The organism is Pseudosporangium ferrugineum (assembly GCF_003002065.1).
Taxonomy (GTDB): Bacteria; Actinomycetota; Actinomycetes; order Mycobacteriales; family Micromonosporaceae; genus Actinoplanes; species Actinoplanes ferrugineus_A.
This window is the reverse complement of the sequence record NZ_PVZG01000024.1, coordinates 18,501-34,607: the sequence shown is the minus strand read 5'-3', so window position 1 is coordinate 34,607 and position 16,107 is coordinate 18,501. Positions and strand designations below refer to the sequence as shown.

Annotated in this window: 14 protein-coding genes; 9 read left to right on the top strand and 5 right to left on the bottom strand. The window is 71.6% G+C overall.

Translation table 11 applies throughout. The features are described from left to right. Nucleotides 1-5: 5 nt before the first annotated feature. Nucleotides 6-755, bottom strand: a complete 750-nt coding sequence (locus CLV70_RS33320) for an ABC transporter ATP-binding protein (protein ID WP_106130608.1) — start codon at nucleotides 753-755, stop codon at nucleotides 6-8. A gap of 233 nt (nucleotides 756-988) precedes the next feature. On the opposite strand from CLV70_RS33320, the gene CLV70_RS33315 reads away from it, so the two are divergent. Both CLV70_RS33315 and CLV70_RS33310 read left to right on the top strand, forming a co-directional pair. Continuing rightward, nucleotides 989-2,032 carry an ABC transporter substrate-binding protein gene (locus CLV70_RS33315; RefSeq protein ID WP_425440260.1) on the top strand — a complete coding sequence of 348 codons (1,044 nt, stop codon included), beginning with the start codon at nucleotides 989-991 and terminating at the stop codon, nucleotides 2,030-2,032. A 60-nt stretch (nucleotides 2,033-2,092) separates the two neighbouring features. Continuing rightward, nucleotides 2,093-2,917, top strand: coding sequence for an ABC transporter permease (locus CLV70_RS33310; RefSeq protein WP_106130606.1), 825 nt, complete (start codon nucleotides 2,093-2,095; stop codon nucleotides 2,915-2,917). A 57-nt stretch (nucleotides 2,918-2,974) separates the two neighbouring features. On the opposite strand, the gene CLV70_RS33305 is transcribed toward CLV70_RS33310, so the two are convergent. Next, the gene (locus CLV70_RS33305; protein WP_106130605.1) at nucleotides 2,975-4,135 is read right to left on the bottom strand and encodes an ABC transporter substrate-binding protein; all 1,161 of its coding nucleotides are present in this window, start codon (nucleotides 4,133-4,135) and stop codon (nucleotides 2,975-2,977) included. Nucleotides 4,136-4,743: 608 nt separating this feature from the next. Here CLV70_RS33305 and CLV70_RS33300 point away from each other — a divergent pair. The 4 genes from CLV70_RS33300 to CLV70_RS33285 are packed head-to-tail and all read left to right on the top strand — an operon-like array spanning nucleotide 4,744 to nucleotide 9,252. Then, a complete protein-coding gene (locus CLV70_RS33300) occupies nucleotides 4,744-7,824 on the top strand; it encodes a nitrate- and nitrite sensing domain-containing protein (protein ID WP_245908629.1) in 3,081 nt (1,026 codons plus the stop codon). Nucleotides 7,825-7,826: 2 nt separating this feature from the next. Next, nucleotides 7,827-8,240, top strand: a complete 414-nt coding sequence (locus CLV70_RS33295; protein WP_106130603.1) for a roadblock/LC7 domain-containing protein — start codon at nucleotides 7,827-7,829, stop codon at nucleotides 8,238-8,240. A 48-nt stretch (nucleotides 8,241-8,288) separates the two neighbouring features. Further along, nucleotides 8,289-8,651 (top strand): DUF742 domain-containing protein, encoded by a 363-nt coding sequence (locus CLV70_RS33290; protein WP_106130602.1) that lies wholly within the window; start codon nucleotides 8,289-8,291, stop codon nucleotides 8,649-8,651. Beyond that, nucleotides 8,632-9,252 carry a GTP-binding protein gene (locus CLV70_RS33285; protein ID WP_106130601.1) on the top strand — a complete coding sequence of 207 codons (621 nt, stop codon included), beginning with the start codon at nucleotides 8,632-8,634 and terminating at the stop codon, nucleotides 9,250-9,252. The genes CLV70_RS33290 and CLV70_RS33285 overlap by 20 nt, the downstream gene beginning before the upstream one ends. Nucleotides 9,253-9,330: 78 nt before the next feature. Here the strand turns inward: CLV70_RS33285 and CLV70_RS33280 are convergent, their stop codons facing one another. Then, nucleotides 9,331-10,479: a uroporphyrinogen-III synthase gene (locus CLV70_RS33280; RefSeq protein WP_106130600.1), complete on the bottom strand. Its 1,149-nt coding sequence runs from the start codon at nucleotides 10,477-10,479 to the stop codon at nucleotides 9,331-9,333. 690 nt (nucleotides 10,480-11,169) lie between these two features. Here CLV70_RS33280 and rplM point away from each other — a divergent pair. From rplM to glmM, 3 genes are all read left to right on the top strand, one after another. Further along, nucleotides 11,170-11,613 (top strand): 50S ribosomal protein L13, encoded by a 444-nt coding sequence (gene rplM / locus CLV70_RS33275; RefSeq protein WP_106130599.1) that lies wholly within the window; start codon nucleotides 11,170-11,172, stop codon nucleotides 11,611-11,613. A 20-nt stretch (nucleotides 11,614-11,633) separates the two neighbouring features. Continuing rightward, nucleotides 11,634-12,140 carry a 30S ribosomal protein S9 gene (gene rpsI / locus CLV70_RS33270; protein WP_281260517.1) on the top strand — a complete coding sequence of 169 codons (507 nt, stop codon included), beginning with the start codon at nucleotides 11,634-11,636 and terminating at the stop codon, nucleotides 12,138-12,140. A 152-nt stretch (nucleotides 12,141-12,292) separates the two neighbouring features. Then, nucleotides 12,293-13,645, top strand: coding sequence for a phosphoglucosamine mutase (glmM, locus tag CLV70_RS33265; protein ID WP_106130598.1), 1,353 nt, complete (start codon nucleotides 12,293-12,295; stop codon nucleotides 13,643-13,645). Between the two features lie 213 nt (nucleotides 13,646-13,858). On the opposite strand, the gene CLV70_RS33260 is transcribed toward glmM, so the two are convergent. Together CLV70_RS33260 and CLV70_RS33255 are read right to left on the bottom strand one after the other, a co-directional pair. Continuing rightward, nucleotides 13,859-15,058 carry a pyridoxal phosphate-dependent aminotransferase gene (locus CLV70_RS33260; protein ID WP_281260516.1) on the bottom strand — a complete coding sequence of 400 codons (1,200 nt, stop codon included), beginning with the start codon at nucleotides 15,056-15,058 and terminating at the stop codon, nucleotides 13,859-13,861. Nucleotides 15,059-15,081: 23 nt separating this feature from the next. Continuing rightward, nucleotides 15,082-16,023, bottom strand: coding sequence for an MmpS family transport accessory protein (locus tag CLV70_RS33255; protein ID WP_146164248.1), 942 nt, complete (start codon nucleotides 16,021-16,023; stop codon nucleotides 15,082-15,084). Between the last annotated feature and the right edge of the window lie 84 nt (nucleotides 16,024-16,107).

Here is a 16,107-nt window from a genome sequence, read left to right as displayed (position 1 = left end):
CGTCCCTAAGCCATCAGCAGTTCGTGCAGTTCGGCGCTGCACCGGGCCACGTCCTCGAGGTGGGCGCCGCGGCCCAGGGTGCGCGGTCGCGGGATCTTGATCTCGAGGATCTCGCGGATCCGGCCCGGGCGCGGGCTGAGCACCACCACCCGGTCGGCGAGCAGCACCGCCTCGTCAATCGAATGGGTGACGAAGACGATGGTCGTATTCAGCTCCATGTGAACACGCTGCAGTTCGCCGGAGAGCTCCTCGCGGGTGAGCGCGTCGAGCGCGGAGAACGGCTCGTCCATGAGCATCACGCGCGGGTTGCCGATCAGGGAGCGGCACAGGGCGACGCGTTGCTGCATCCCGCCCGAGAGCTCGTGCGGGAGCCTCTTCTCGAAGCCGTTCAGGCCGGTCATGGCCAGCAGTTCGTGGGCCCTGTCCCGGTGTTCGGCCCTCTTCCAGCCGAAGAACTGCACCGGGAGCAGCACGTTGTCGAGCACCGTGCGCCACGGCAGCAGGGCGGGCTTCTGGAACATCATCGCCATGTCCCGGCGGGGTTTCGTCACCCGGTCGCCTGACACGCGTACTTCTCCGGTGGTGGCCGGCAGCAGGCCGGCGACCAGGCGGAGCAGGGTGGACTTGCCGCATCCCGAGCGGCCCAGCACGGCGACGAACTCGCCCTCGGCCACGTCGAGATCGATTCCGCTCAGGGCCTCCACGGTGCCGGAACGCCCACTGAACGTCCGGGAGACACCACTGAGACGGATCATCTGCGCGCGCTCCCGATGGAGTCCGATGAATGCATCGTCACTCTAACCAGTCGATGGTGCACGGTCGTGAGCAGCCCGTCCACAGGGGGCACTGAGACGTACCTGTCATCGATGACCGGCGAAGCTTCGCCTACGCTTACGCGGCGAGTTCAGAAGAACACTCCATGGCGCCGCGGCACCCTCCGCCGCCGGCGCCGCCCCGCCTCCACACCCCTCGGTTGGGAAGGAATACGGTGCAAAGAAGGACATTCACCCGCACGCTCGTGGCTGCCGCGCTGGCCACGACCCTCGCCGCCGCTGCAGGATGCAGCGACGACGCGGACGACAAGGGCGCGCCCAGCGGTTCGCAGGCGCTGGAGAAGGTCACCTACCTGACGTCGTTCGGCAACTTCGGCCGGGACGGGTACGCGTACGTGGCCAAGGAGAAGGGCTACTTCCGCGAGGCCGGCTTCGATGTGGACATCAAGCCCGGCAACGGCAGCGGTGAGAACGTCAAGGCGATCGTCGGCGGGCAGGCGCAGTTCACCCCGATCGACCTCACCGGCGGCCTGCTCGCCGCGGGCGGTGCGGGCGGCGCGCCGAAGATCACCGGCTTCACCGCGGTGGCGGCGGTCCAGCAGCGCACCATGGCGGCGATCATGTCGCTCGAGGGTTACGGCATCAACACCCCCAAGGACCTCGAGGGCAAGACCCTGGCGGACACCCCCGGCTCCGTCGTGCGCAACCTGTTCCCCACGTACGCGAAGCTGGCCAATGTGGATGCCAGCAAGGTCAAGTTCGAGAACGGTACGGCGCAGACGCTGTTCGGCACGCTGGCGCAGCACCGGGTGGACGGCATCGGCCAGTTCGTGGTCGGCAAGCCCACCATCGAGGGCATCGCCAAGAAGACCGCCGTCCTGCTGCCGTACAGCGACTACCTCCAGGACCTGTACGGCAACGTGCTGATCACCTCCAGCAAGTACGCCAAGGACAACCCGGAGAAGGTGAAGAAGTTCACCCAGGCGCTGCTCAAGGGCCTGCAGGACTCGATCACCAACCCGGACGAGGCCGGCACGATCATCAAGAAGTACGTGGCCACCGCCGACCCCAAGTCCGCCGCGGCCGAGCTGACCCTGATGGGCCCGTTCGTGCGCTCGGAGGCCTCCGGCGTGCCGGTGGGCGCCCTGGACAGCCAGCGCGTCGCCCGCAGCATCGCCATCCTGCAGGGTTCCGGGCAGATCCCCGCGGGGCTCACGCCCGAGCAGGTCATCACGTTCGACCTGGTGCCGAACGCCTGATCCGGTCCGCGTCGCGGGGCGCCCGTCCGGTGCCCCGCGACGCGGCGGAGGGGATGAGACATGACTGATCTGGCGACCGCCTCCGCCCCGGCGGCAGCGTCGGGCGCGGGGCCGGCTCCCCGCCGTACGCTGTCGGCCCTGATCTGGCCGGTCTTCGGCCTGGCCGTCGCGATCGCGGTCTGGTGGCTGGTCACCGTCGTCTTCTCGATCAATCTGGTGGTGCTGCCCGCGCCGCCGGAGGTCATCGACGGCTTCGACCGCTACCGGGAGCTGTTGCTGACCGAGACGTGGCACACGACCGTGTCGACGGTGCTGGGCTTCGCCCTGTCGCTGCTCGTCGGCGTGCTGATCGGCGTGGCGATCGCGGCGTGGCGACCGGTCGAGCGGATGTTCTCGCCGCTGCTGGTGGCGTTCAACGCGGTGCCGAAGGTGGCGCTCGCTCCGCTGATGCTGATCTGGTTCGGCTACGGCCGTACACCGATCCTGGCCATGGCCTTCATGGTCTGCTTCTTCCCGATCGTGCTCTCCACCGCCACCGGCCTGACCAGCACCCCCGCCGACCTGGCGGAGCTGGCCCGGTCGATGGACGCGTCGCGGTCGCAGACGTTCCTGCGGGTGCGGCTGCCCGCCGCCCTTCCGCAGATCTTCGTCGGACTCAAGGTCGCGATGCCGCTCGCGGTGATCGGCGTGGTGGTCGGGGAGATGCAGTACGGCAACACCGGACTGGGCATGATCATCGTGCAGACCAGCGGCCAGGGTGACACCCCGACCGCGTTCGCGGCCATCACGCTGCTCGCGCTGGTCAGCATCGTGCTGTATTACCTGCTCGTGCTCGTCGAGGTGCTCGCCCTGCCGTGGGTGCGGGCGACGACGTCGGTGCGCTGAGGCGACAGGAAGGGTGCCGGTCCTCGCGGACCGGCGCCCTTCCCGCGTCGGCGGTGATCAGCTCAGCAGCCGCCACCGGCCGCTGCGCGCGACCAGCAGGGTCAGCGCCTGCGGCATGAGCCCCGAGTGGTTGTCCGGGGTCAGACGGATCGGTCCGGACAGCCCGTCGGTCTGCGACGTCTCCAGGATGTCCCGGATCTGCCGGCGGTCGCCGCCCACCCGGGCCACCGCGTCGGCGATCAGGCTCACCGCGTCGGCGCCGAACGACGCGACGCCCGAGTAGCTGCCGTAGCGCGAGGTGTAGTCCCGGAACCACTGCTTGCGGGCCGACTTGGCCGGCGTCGTCGCGACCACGTCGTCGATCGCGAGGATCTGGGTGAACACCATCGTCGTGTTGTTCGTGGCCGCCGCGGCCTCCTGCGGCAGGAACAGGTCGCCGGCCGCCGCGGCGTCGAAGTAGATCCGGCCCGCGAACCTCGCCACCTTCGCGCTGGAGGCGGCGAGCGTGGCCTGGTCCGGACCGGTCCAGACGACCAGGGCGTCCGGCTCGGCGTCGGTCAGGGTGCCGACGGTCTGGGTGACGTCCGTGGCGGTCGGCTTGACCGGCAGCTGGTTGGTCACCTTGATGCCGGCGTTGGCCAGCTGCGTCACCATGCGGCTGCGGCCGCCCTTGCCGTAGAGGTCGTCGGAATAGAGCAGTGCGACCTTCTTGGTGCCGGTGCGGACCAGTTCGGAGACGAGGGTGGCCGCGCTGTCGCTCGCGTTCGGGCCGAGCTTGAACAGATAGCGGCGGCTCTCGACCGGGTTGGCGACCTCTTCCGCGGGCGCGAGTGCGATCGTCGGCACCCGCTTGTCGTTGATCGTCTTGGCCGCGCCGACCGCGCATTCGCTGCAGCCGCCGGAGATGATCGCGGCGATCTGCGGATCGTCGGCGAGGGTGCTGATGTTGCGCAGTGACGACGTGGGGTCGGACCGGTTGTCCTGGATGCGCAGGACGAGGTTGTAGTTACCGAGTTCGCCGGACGCGTTGACCTGCTCGACCCGCAGTTGCAGGGCGCGGGCGTACGCGGCGTCCATCGCGGACCCGGAGGCGAGATCGGCACCGATCACGATGTCGGTCTTGTCGCCGGAGCCACTGTCCGAGTCGCAGCCCGCAAGGGCGGTCACGACGAGCGCCGATGCGGCGACGGACGCCGTCAGACGACGGGGGAGCCTCACTGGGGGTGCCTCCTCGAGGGGCGGAGGCGGGACGCGAAGTGTCCCGCAGAACGCAACGTTGTCCGGAGTGGACCGCGCGAACACGGACAGTCCGTCCGTCCAATCGCGCCAAACCTTGCCAACGTGAAGGTTGCTGGTCAAGCCACACCGGGCATGGCGGGCGGGACGTATATCCCACATAGTGGTTGGAATCTTGATGGACATGTGTCACTGCGCCGACACAATACGTTGCTACGGTTACATTCGAGCACGTCAACGCCTACGCAGTGTCGACGCTCGACCCCTTCGCGTGATGGTCGGGCACGCGTGAACGCTGTTTCCGGGAGGTCTCGGGCTTCCCAAACGCTTGTCGACTCTGATGAAATCGCGGCCGTGCCGCGTGTGGCGTGTGCCCTGCCGCAGCCATCGGCGGGGCCCGGGCGACAGCAATCGGGCGGGCGACAAGATGCGGGGATGATCAGCGAGGAGATGTCGTGAGCACCGGATCTTCGACCCAGGCTTCGACCTACCCCGCGCGTGCCGCCGGCAATCCTCCCGAGGAGACGGAGGACGACGGCGGCCGGGAAGGCGGGTCCGGCACCCGCGAGCGCCGCGGACGTCTTCCGCGGCTGCGCGATGCCCGTATCCGCTCGAAGCTTGCCCTTATTCTCTTCGTGCCGCTGGTGGCGGTCCTCGCGCTCGCCACCGTCCGCCTGATCGACGTCGGCGGCCGTGCCCTCGACGCGGGTCAGGTCGAGGATCTGACCCGGCTCTCGGCGGACATCTCCCAGGTCACCCACGCGCTCCACAAGGAGCGGATGGCCGCGGCGGAGTATCTCGCGAGCGCCGGCTCCAAGCCGGACGGTTACAACGCCGTCATCGCGGAGAGCGACCGCCAGGTCCAGCGGTACAACGCGGACCGGCGCGAGATCGACGACCCGCCCCCCGCCGTGGGCGCCCGGCTCGTCCGGATCGACGACCACCTGCGCACCATGGACGCCACCCGCAAGAAGATCACCGACCGGGACGAGATCGCCGTCTCCGAGGCCGTGCTGCGCTACGGCGTCGTGATCACCGACCTCGTCGGCTACGGCGAGGTGCTCAGCCAGTACGCCGGCGAGGGCCGGGTCGCCGACAGCCTCCGCGCCGTCTCGGCGTTCGCCCGGGCCAAGGCCGGCACCGGCGAGCAGGAGGCGGTCGCGTACGCGGCGCGCGTCGCCGGTGACGTCAGCGACGAGCAGCTCTCCGTCTTCACCGCCACGCAGACCAGCCAGCAGGAAGCCCTCGAAGGCTTCGCCCTGGTCGCCACGCCGGCCCAGCAGGCCCTGGTGGACAACACGGTCACCGGCGACGCCGTCAACCTCGCCGACCAGACCGCGACCGAGCTGACCCGCGGCGCGGCCGTGCCGGCGACGGACATCACCCAGTCGATGGGCTCCGTGGTCGACCTCATGCGCTGGGCCGAGCAGCGGCTCGAGGCCGAGACGCTGCAACTGGCCGCGGACGAGAGCGGCTCGGTCACCCGGCAGGCGGCCATCGAGGCCGGCCTGGTGCTGATCACCCTCATCATTGCGGTGCTGCTGGCGGTCATGCTGGCCCGCTCGCTCAACTCCTCGCTGCGCCGGCTGCGGGAGGGCGCCCTCGCGGTGGCCAACCGCGACCTGCCCGACGCCGTCGCCCGGCTGCGCGACGTGCGCAACCTCGGTGAGGGCGGCGCCGACGACATCGTCCGCCAGGTGCGCGACCCGATCCGGCTCACCAACCGCGACGAGGTCGGCCAGGTGGCCCAGGCCTTCAACGTCGTCCACCGCGAGGCCGTCCGTGTCGCCGCCGAGCAGGCCGCCCTCCGGACCAGCGTCTCGGCGATGTTCCTCAACCTGGCCCGCCGCTCGCAGAGCCTGGTCGACCGCATGATCGGCGAGCTCGACCAGATCGAGCGCGGCGAGGAGGACCCGAAGCGGCTCGCGCAGCTCTTCGAGCTGGACCACCTGGCCACCCGGATGCGCCGCAACGACGAGAACCTGCTGGTCCTCGCCGGCGCCGACTCCAGCGCGCCGCGCCGCGAGGACGCCCTGGTGGTCGACGCCCTGCGCGCCGCCCAGTCCGAGGTCGAGCTCTACAACCGCATCGAGTTCGGCACGGTCGACACCGACATCTCCATCGCCGCGATCGCGGTCAACGACGTCGTGCGGCTCGTCGCCGAGCTGCTCGACAACGCGACCCGCTTCTCGCCGCCCAACACGGTGGTGGTCGCCGACGGCCGGCGCATCCGCGACTACGTCGTGATCCAGGTCGAGGACCGCGGGCTGGGCATGTCCGAGGAACAGATGGACAGCCTGAACCGGCGCCTCGCCGAGACGCCCGACGTCGACGTGGCGGCGTTCCGCCTGATGGGTCTGGCCGTGGTCAGCCGCCTCGCCAGCCGGTACGGCATCCGCGTCGAGCTGCGCGCCAACATCGAGGGCGGCACGGTCGCCCAGGTCATCCTGCCGAACAACATCGTGGTGCTGCCGAACAGCCGGCCGCTGGACCCGCCGTCGCGCGGCAACCGTCAGCTCGATGCCGCACCCGGCTGGAACGACCCGATGCCGTTCGGCCGGGGCAGCGCCGCGACGGCCACGTTGCCGGCGATCGCACCCGAGCCGTGGCAGCTGCGGTCCGAGGACGGGTATTCCCGGACGAATTCCGGCAGCCTGCCGGCGGTCTCCGCGCCCCCGGCCCAGCCGGCGATGCCGTCGCACCCGCAACTGCCGGTGCAGCCGTCCCAGCGTCCCGGCACGGGCGAGGGCTTCCCGACCCCGAACCGGCCCGCGCTGCCCAAGCGCGGTGCCGACGAGCATCCGCAGCTGCCCACCCGGGTGGCGCCGCCGGCCGATCCCGCGCCGGCGCGGACGTCCGCGTACGACCCGGGGGCCGCCGGCTCGCCGACGATGGCGTACCCGACGATGCAGCCCGCGATGCCGGCCGCGCAGCCGCTGAACCCGCCCGCGGGATTCCCGGCCGAGGGCGGGAACCCGCCGCACCGCCCGGGCGGCCCGAACGCGAACGGGTGGGGCGCCGCGCTCGCCGCGATGCCACCCCCGCCGCCACCACCCGCTCCGGCGGTCCAGGACGAACGGGCGGAAGCCGCGCCGATCTTCCTGCAGATGCAGCAGAGCTGGTTCAAGGGCCAGGACGGGCCGATTTCCGAGGAGTGGAGCATGCCGACCGCGGGCTACGCGCCACCTCCGAACCAGCCGGTCTCCTCGGCTGTGGCCTCGGCACCGACCGCCCCGGCTGCCGCGGCGACGACCGCGGCGCCGGCCCCTCCCGCCCCGGTGTCCCCGGCTCCGGCGGCGGCACGTTCCGAAAGCACGCGTCAGAATGGTTCGCGGTCGGCCGAGGCCGGTCCGGACAACAGCCAGTCCGTGCCCCGGCCCCGCAGGTCGGCCGAGGACGCCTGGCGTACCGCCGCCGACGAAGGCTGGCAGCGGGCGATGGCGGCGGCGGAACCCAACGTCATCGACACCACCCGCTCCGGACTGCCCAAGCGGGTACCCCAGGCCCAGCTCGTGCCGGGCGGGGTGCAAACCAGTCCCCGAAATCAAATGCGGCGCAGCCCGGATGAGGTACGAGGCCTCCTCTCCGCGTACCACCGGGGTGTGCAACGAGGGCGTACGGCCGGCAGTGAGGAAGCTGCCGAGGGCGCCCCTGCTCCGAAGGAGAACTGACAGTGACCAGGCCCCCCACCATGCAGGACATGGGCTGGCTGCTCAGCAACTTCGCCGACAGCGTGGCCGGTATCGCCCACGTGGTCGCGGTCTCCGCCGACGGGCTGCTGCTGGCCTCGTCGCGGGACCTGCCGGCGGACCGCGCCGACCAGCTCGCGGCTATCACATCCGGTGTCGTCAGCCTCACCGACGGTGCGTCCCGCATGTTCAATGCCGGCGCCGTGCAGCAGACGATCATCGAGATGGACAGCGGCTACCTGTTCCTGATGTCCATCAGCGACGGCTCGTCCATGGCGGTCCTGGCCGCGCGCAGCTGCGACGTCGGCCAGGTCGGCTACGAGATGGCCCTGCTCGTCGAGCGGGTCGGTGCCGCCCTGGTGCCGGCGCCGCGCGAGGCAGTGGCCGGACAGGTCTAGCACCAACCCGAGCGCGTCCGACTACAGCCGGAAGGAGGTGACCGCTCGATGGGACAGCCGTACGACCCCCGCGGCAATCTGGTCCGTCCGTACGCGGTCACCCGGGGCCGGACGGAACCGCGGCGGGACATCCCCATCGAGGCGGTGCTGACAGCCAGCCAGGCCGCCGTTCAGGAAGCCCGGTTCGCCGGGCACGACAAGTACCGCATAGCCGTGCTGTGCGAGCCACGGGCACAGTCGTTGGCCGAGATCGCGGCCTACAGCAGGCTCCCCCTGGGAGTCGCCCGGGTCCTCGTCGCCGACATGGTCGCCGACGGGATGTTGGAGCTGCACAGCGCCGCTCCCAAGGAAGGGTTCACGGAGCGGATGGATCTGCTGGAAAGGGTGTTGAGTGGACTTCGCAAGCTCTGAGCGGGCGGGGGCGCAACCCAAGGAGATCACCTCCGCGAAGATCGTCGTCGCCGGTGGCTTCGGCGTCGGCAAGACGACGCTGGTCGGTGCGGTCTCCGAAATCGAGCCGCTGACCACCGAGGCCGTCATGACCTCGGCGGGCCAGGGCATCGACGATGCCTCCAAGGTGCCCGGCAAGGAAACGACCACGGTGGCGATGGACTTCGGCCGTATCACCATGGCCGACGACCTGATCCTCTACCTGTTCGGCACACCGGGCCAGACGCGTTTCTGGTTCATGTGGGACGAGCTGATCAGGGGTGCCGTGGGCGCGGCCGTGCTGGTGGACACCCGGCGCATCTCCGATGCCTTCGCGCCGCTCGACTACTTCGAGAACCGTCACCTGCCGTACCTGGTGGCGCTCAACTGTTTCGACGGTGCCCCCCGGTACGAGCCGGAGGAGATCCGCGAGGCGCTGGCCATCGCGCCCCACGTGCCGCTGATCATGTGTGACGCGCGGCAGCGGGACTCGGTCAAGCAGGTGCTCGTGGGCGTCGTGGAGCACGCGATGCGCACGCTGGTGGCCGAGCAGGAGCGCGGCTTCCCGACCCCGGTCGGATAACGGCCGATCGCCGGCGGCCCGTGCCTCGCGCGGGTCGCCGGCGCAGCCGTGCCCGTACGCGTCCGGCACCGGCTCGGGTCAGGCCGGCAGGCGGTAGCCGCGTTTGACGACGGTCTGGATCACGCCCGGTGCGCCGAGGCCGGCGCGCAGCCGCGCCACGGCCATCTCCACCGCGTGTTCGTCCGCGCCGCGCGGCAGGGTCCGCAGCAGCGCCGCCCGGGAGAGCACCCGGCCCGGCGTCGCCGCCAGCGCCCGCAGCACCGCCATCGGCGCCGGGGCGAGCGGCCGCAGCTCGCCGTCCACGATCGCGGCGTGCCCGCGCAGGGTCAGCGCGTGCCCCGCGACCTCGATGCTCAGCGCCCGCTGCGGCAACTCGTCGACGATCGTGCGGACCAGCGCGCCCGGTCTCGCCCGGCCCGGCGTCACCACCGGTACGCCGTGCCGGCGCAGCGGAGCCGCGGTGACCGGGCCGACGCACACCACCAGCACGTCCCGGCGGAACGCCTCGAGCACCTGTTCGACGTTCGTACCGGCGGCCCGCAGCAGCGCGGTCACCGCGGGCCCGGCCGTGAAGGTCACCGCGTCCACCAGCCGGCCGGCGACGAGATCGACCAGCCGGTGCAGGGGTGCCGGGTCGATCGGCGGCGCCCAGCGGTACACCGGCACCTCGACGACCCGGGCGCCGGCCGCCTGGAGGGCCTCGGTGTACTCCGGCTGGCTCTCCCCGTGCAGCTGCATCGCGACGGTGAGGCCGGCGACGCCGCGCTCGGCCAGGTGGTCGACGACCTCCTCGTAGCTCTCGCCCTCGGGGGACCACTGGTCCTGCAACCCGGCGGAGCGGATCGCGGCCCGTGCCTTGGGCCCGCGGGCCACCACGTACGCCCGGGAGAGCACCGCCCGCAGCGGCTCGGCCAGGCCCCACCCCTCGGCGGCCTCCAGCCAGCCCCGCATGCCGATGCCGGTGTTGACCAGCACCACGTCCGGCGGGGACTCCAGGCAGGCCCGGGTGGCGGCGCGCAGCTCGGCGTCGTCGGCGATCGGCACGATCCGCAGCGCGGGCGCGAGCACGACCCGGGCACCCCGGCTCTCGAGCAGGGCGGCGAGCTCGTCCCGGCGGTGGTCGGAGGTGACGCCGATCGTGTAGCCGGACAACGAGGAGGCGGGTTCGGCCAGCGCCGATGCCGTGATCACCGTCCTGCGCGTCCCGCCGGTCCGATCCGTCGTCATCCGGCAGCCCGCCCTCCCCGTGCCCGCACGTCGCCCGTGCGCGCGGGGGAGGGCACCCCGGACGGTGTTACGAGAAGCCGCGGCGTGGCCGGCCGGTCCACCGAAGGGCACGCTCGGAGACCGCCGTCCTCAGCGATGACCCGCTCCCATGTCACGCCTGCGTTCTCCGCCGTACCTCCGGCCGGCACACGCCGCGGCTCTCTACCGGAACGGTCGCCCGTCCCGGCGGTCACCGCCAGGTCCGTCCTCAACCCTGGCGGTGGCTCGTGAGTGATGCGCCCGGGCGCGCCGCCGGACCGGAGCCCGGGCCGCGTCGTCGGGGTGACCGCACCACTTGCCATGTACGGAAGCGTGCCGGTGGGTAATTTCGACGGTGCGTCCCATATGTTTCGAGCCTGCTAAGAGGCATTCATGCCCGCTGGTAGCCACCGTGGGTGGAATCACGTCACCCGCTGTCGGCGTGCCGTGGGTCACGGCCTATCCTGGGACCGTTAAGTTAGGCGGTCCGTCGGCCTGACGGGCCACCAGGCGCTTCCGACCGCGGCCCGTTTTGACCGCGTGCCGCGCAGCCGGGTATTGTTGCCTGCTGTTGTGCGACAGCTGCGAGCCTCCCCTCTCGGGTAGGCTCGACGTTCGTGCTTGACGAACAGGGCGCGCGCCCCCAGACCGACGACGAGACAAGGTAATTCTGTGCGTACGTACAGCCCGAAGCCGGGTGAGATCGAGCGTCAGTGGCACATTATCGACGCTTCTGACGTCGTTCTGGGCCGCCTGGCCACCCACGCCGCCACGCTCCTGCGCGGTAAGCACAAGCCGACGTTCGCCCCGCACATCGACACCGGCGACTTCGTGGTGATCATCAACGCGGGCAAGGTCGCGCTGACCGGCAACAAGCGGCAGACCAAGGTCGCCTACCGGCACTCCGGCTACCCGGGTGGCCTGAAGCAGGTCGGCTACGAGGAGCTGCTGACGAAGCGGCCCGAGCACGCGGTCGAGCTGGCCGTCAAGGGCATGCTCCCGCACAACAAGCTCGCCCGTCAGATCATCAAGAAGCTGAAGGTCTACCCGGGCGCCGAGCACCCGCACGCCGCGCAGCAGCCGGTGCCGTTCGAAATCAAGCAGATCGCGCAGTGAGCGCGGGCGAAGGAAACAGCATGTCCGACATCGTCGAGCCCGAGGTCGTCGAGACCGTCGAGGCACCCGCTGAGACCCCCGCGGAGACCGTGGTGGTCGTCGAGGCCGCGCCGGTCACCGTGCGCGCCCCGCGCCCGGGCGACCGTCCGATCCAGACCGTGGGCCGCCGCAAGGAGGCCATCGTCCGGGTCCGGCTCGTCCCCGGCTCCGGCAAGATCACCTGCAACGGCCGCGAGCTGGAGAACTACTTCCCCAGCAAGGTGCACCAGCAGCTCATCCGCGAGCCGCTGAACACCGCCGAGAAGGCCGAGCAGTTCGACGTCATCGCCAACCTGCGCGGCGGCGGCATCACCGGCCAGGCCGGCGCGCTGCGCCTCGGCATCGCCCGTGCGCTGATCACCAACGAGCCCGACGACCGTCCGGCGCTCAAGAAGGCCGGCTTCCTCACCCGGGACGCGCGGGTCAAGGAGAGCAAGAAGTACGGCCTCAAGAAGGCCCGCAAGGCTCCGCAGTACTCGAAGCGCTGATCGCAGCGCTCGCCTTGCACCACGTCTGACCGGTACGGCCGGGCGCGCCCCTTTCTCGTGGGGCGTGCCCGGCCGTTTCGCATTTCCCTCCCCGAACAACGCACCGGTCCGCCTTTACTGAGAGGACAGGACCGGCGAAAGGAACGACCGCCATGGGGCGACTCTTCGGCACGGACGGCGTACGCGGGCTCGCGAACGGTGAGCTTCTGACCCCGGAGCTCGCGCTCTCGGTCGCGGTCGCGGCCGCCCGGGTGCTCATCGAGAGCGACCGGAGCCACCAGCCGCTGGCGATCGTGGGACGGGACCCGCGGGCCAGCGGCGAGATGCTGGAGGCCGCCGTGGTGGCGGGCCTGACCAGCGCCGGCGCCAACGTCGTCCGGGTCGGGGTGCTGCCCACGCCCGCGGTCGCGTACCTGGTCGGGCAGGCCAACGCGGACCTCGGCGTGATGCTGTCCGCCTCGCACAACCCGATGCCCGACAACGGCATCAAGCTCTTCGCCCCCGGCGGCCAGAAGCTGCCGGACGAGCTCGAGGCCCGCATCGAGGCGGCGGTCGCGGACGGGCACGGGCTGGTCGGCCGGCCCACCGGCGCCGGCGTGGGCCGGGTGCACGACCTCCTCGACGGCGCCGAGCACTACATCAAGCACCTCGTCGCCTCCACCCCGCACAGCCTCGAAGGCATCAAGGTCGTGGTCGACTGCGCGAACGGCGCGGCCAGCGAGGTCGGCCCGGCCGCGTACGAGCAGGCCGGCGCCGAGGTCATCGCGATCCACGCCGACCCCGACGGCCTCAACATCAACGACAACTGCGGCTCGACGCACCTGGACGCCGTCCGCGAGGCGGTGCTGCGCGAGGGCGCCGACCTGGGCCTGGCCCACGACGGCGACGCGGACCGCTGCCTGGCCGTGACGTCGACCGGCGAGGTGGTCGACGGCGACGAGATCATGGCGATCCTGGCGCTGGCCATGCGCGAGGCGGGCACCCTCACCGACGACACCCTGGTCGCGACGGTGATGAGCAACCTCGGCCTGCGGCTCGCGATGAAGCAGGCCGGCATCCGCCTGATCGAGACCAAGGTCGGCGACCGGTACGTCCTGGAGGAGCTTGCGGCCGGCAACTACGCCCTCGGCGGCGAGCAGAGCGGCCACATCGTCATGCCGGCGTACGCGACCACCGGCGACGGCGTCCTGACCGGCCTGCACCTCATGGCGACGATCGCGGCCTCGGGCAAGTCCCTGGCCGACCTGGCCGCGGTGCTGCACAAGCTGCCCCAGGTCCTCATCAACGTGCCGGTCCAGGACCGCGAGGCGGGCGCCCAGGCCCCGACCGTCCAGGCGGCCGTGGCGCTGGCCGAGGACGAGCTCGGCGAGACCGGCCGGGTGCTGCTCCGGCCGTCCGGCACCGAGGCCCTCGTCCGGGTGATGGTCGAGGCGGAGACGCAGGACCAGGCCCGCGCGGTGGCCGAGCGCGTCGCCGACGAGGTCCGCGCCGCCAGCCCGGCCTGATCCCGCCCCCGGGCGGCCTCGCTCGGGCCCGGCCGCCGTGCATTGAGGCCCGGCCGCCGTGCTTCGAGGTCCGGCGGCCGTGCTTCCAGGTCCGCCGGCCGTGCTTTGAGGTCCGGCGGCCGTGCTTTGGGCCCGGCCGGCCTTGTTTTCGGGCCCGGCTGGTCGTGCACCCCGGTGTTCTTGTCCTGGCCCGGTTCGCGTTGCGGATCGGGCTCAGGCTTGGGCTCGGGCCAGGGTGCGCAGGCGGCGGGCGGCCTCGTCGATCACTTCCTCGCGCTTGCAGAAGGCGAAGCGGATCAGGCGCCGCCCCTGCTCCTGGTGGTCGTAGAACACCTGGGTCGGCACCGCCACCACCCCGCAGCGCTCGGGCAGCGTACGGCAGAAGTCGACCCCGTCCGTCCCGCCCAGCGGCGTGATGTCCGCGGTCACGAAGTAGGTGCCCTCCGACGGCAGCACCCCGAAGCCGGCGTCGGTGAGCCCGGCGACGAGCCTGTCCCGCCGCGCCTGGAGCCCGTCGCGGAACGTGGTGAAGTAGGTGTCCGGCAGCGCGAGGGCGACGGCCACGGCCGGCTGGAGCGGCCCGGCGTTGACGAACGTGAGGAACTGCTTGACCCGCTGCACCGCGGAGACGAGCGGCGCGGGGCCCGTGGCCCAGCCGACCTTCCAGCCCGTACACGAGAAGCTCTTGCCCGCCGAGGAGATGCGCAGAGTGCGCTCCCGCATGCCCGGCAGAGTGGCGAGCGGCACGTGCGGCGTGGCCGAGTCGGTGAACACGAGGTGCTCGTAGACCTCGTCGGTCACGGCGTACACATCGTGCTCCTGGCAGAGCCGCGCGATCAGCGTGAGCTGGTCGGTGGTGAAGACGGTGCCGGTGGGGTTGTGCGGCGAGTTGAGCAGCACCATCCGGGTCCGCGGCCCGAAGGCGGCCCGCAGGTCGGCCTCGTCGAAGCCGTACCGGCCGTCGGCTCCCGGGCGCAGCGTCACCGGCCGCCGGACCGCCCCGGCGAGCGCGATCGAGGCCGCGTACGAGTCGTAGTACGGCTCGAAGCACACCACCTCGTCGCCGGCCTCGCACAGCGCGAGGATGGCCGCCGCGACCGCCTCGGTGGCGCCGGCGGTGACCACCACCTCGGTGTCGGCGTCCCGGGTGAGGCCCCAGAACCGCTCCTCGTGCGCCACCACGGCCTGCCGCAGCGCCGGGATGCCGGGCAGCGGCGGGTACTGGTTGGCGCCGGAGCGCAGCGCCTCGGCGGCCGCGGCGAGCATCTCCGGCGGCCCGTCGGTGTCCGGGAAGCCCTGTCCCAGGTTGACCGAGCCGGTCCGCGCGGCGAGCGCGGACATCTCGGTGAAGATGGTGGTGCCGAACGGGCGCATGCGGCCGACGAGCGGGTCCGCCGAGATCGACGACGTCACGCCCGCCAGCCTACGGCCTCCCGCTAGAAGATCACCTTGGTGCAGGACGCGGTGATGAACGAGCCGGTGCTGGTCTTCTGGGCGACCTCGTCGCCGTCGACCTTCGCGCTGCAGCTGATGGTGCCCTCCGAGGTGCTGCCCCGGACGGCGACCACCGAGACGAGCGCGGAGCCGTGCAGGGTCACCTTCTTGCGCCACGGCAGGGACACATTGCGTACGCGCTGAGGGTCCTTGCCCAGCTCGCCCATGTACACGATCTCGACGGGGCCGTCGCCGGTCACCTCGTACTCGACCGAGATCTCCTCGCCCTTGCCGGGCAGGTCGGGGATGCCGGTCGGCAGCCCGGTCGGGAGCGTGGGCAGCTCCGGCAGCTCCGTGGGCAGCTCGGTCGGCAGTTCGGGCACGTCCTCGGTGGGCAGCGTCGTGGGCAGCGAGTCGATGGTCTCCTTCGCCTTGTCGGTGGCGCGGTTGACCAGCAGGACCGCCGACGTCACGCCGCCGGCGCAGAGCAGCAGGGTGACCGCGATCAGCACGGCGATCAGCGGGGTGTTGCTGCGCTTGGGCGGGGGCGGCGGAGGCGCGCCGTATCCGGGCGGCGGTCCGTACCCCGGCGGTGGCCCGTATCCGGGCGGCGGGGGATAGCCGGGCTGCTGATACTGCGGCTGGCCGACGGCGGGGAACTGCGAGGTCGACGGGTAGCCGTCCGGCGGACCGCTCACCGGCGGCTCGGGCAGCGCCGCGTAGCCGGGCTGATATTGCGGCGGCTGGTACTGCGGTGGCTGTCCCGCGGCAGGCGGGCTCTGGGGCGGCTGTCCCGAGGGCGTCTGCCCCGGGACAGGCTGTCCTTGGGGCTGCTGGAACGGCTGTGCCGACAGCGGGTCGCCCGACGGTGACGACCAGGGCTGGCCCGAGGGCTCCTCCGGCGGGAGGGGGCGCGTGGGGTCCGAGGGCGGTGGGTAGCTCAATCGTCTCTCCTGAGCAGGTGTCCGACCGACGGTACGCCCCCGCCGCCAGAAGCGGATCACCCGGTCGTGTCGAGGTCGGCCGTG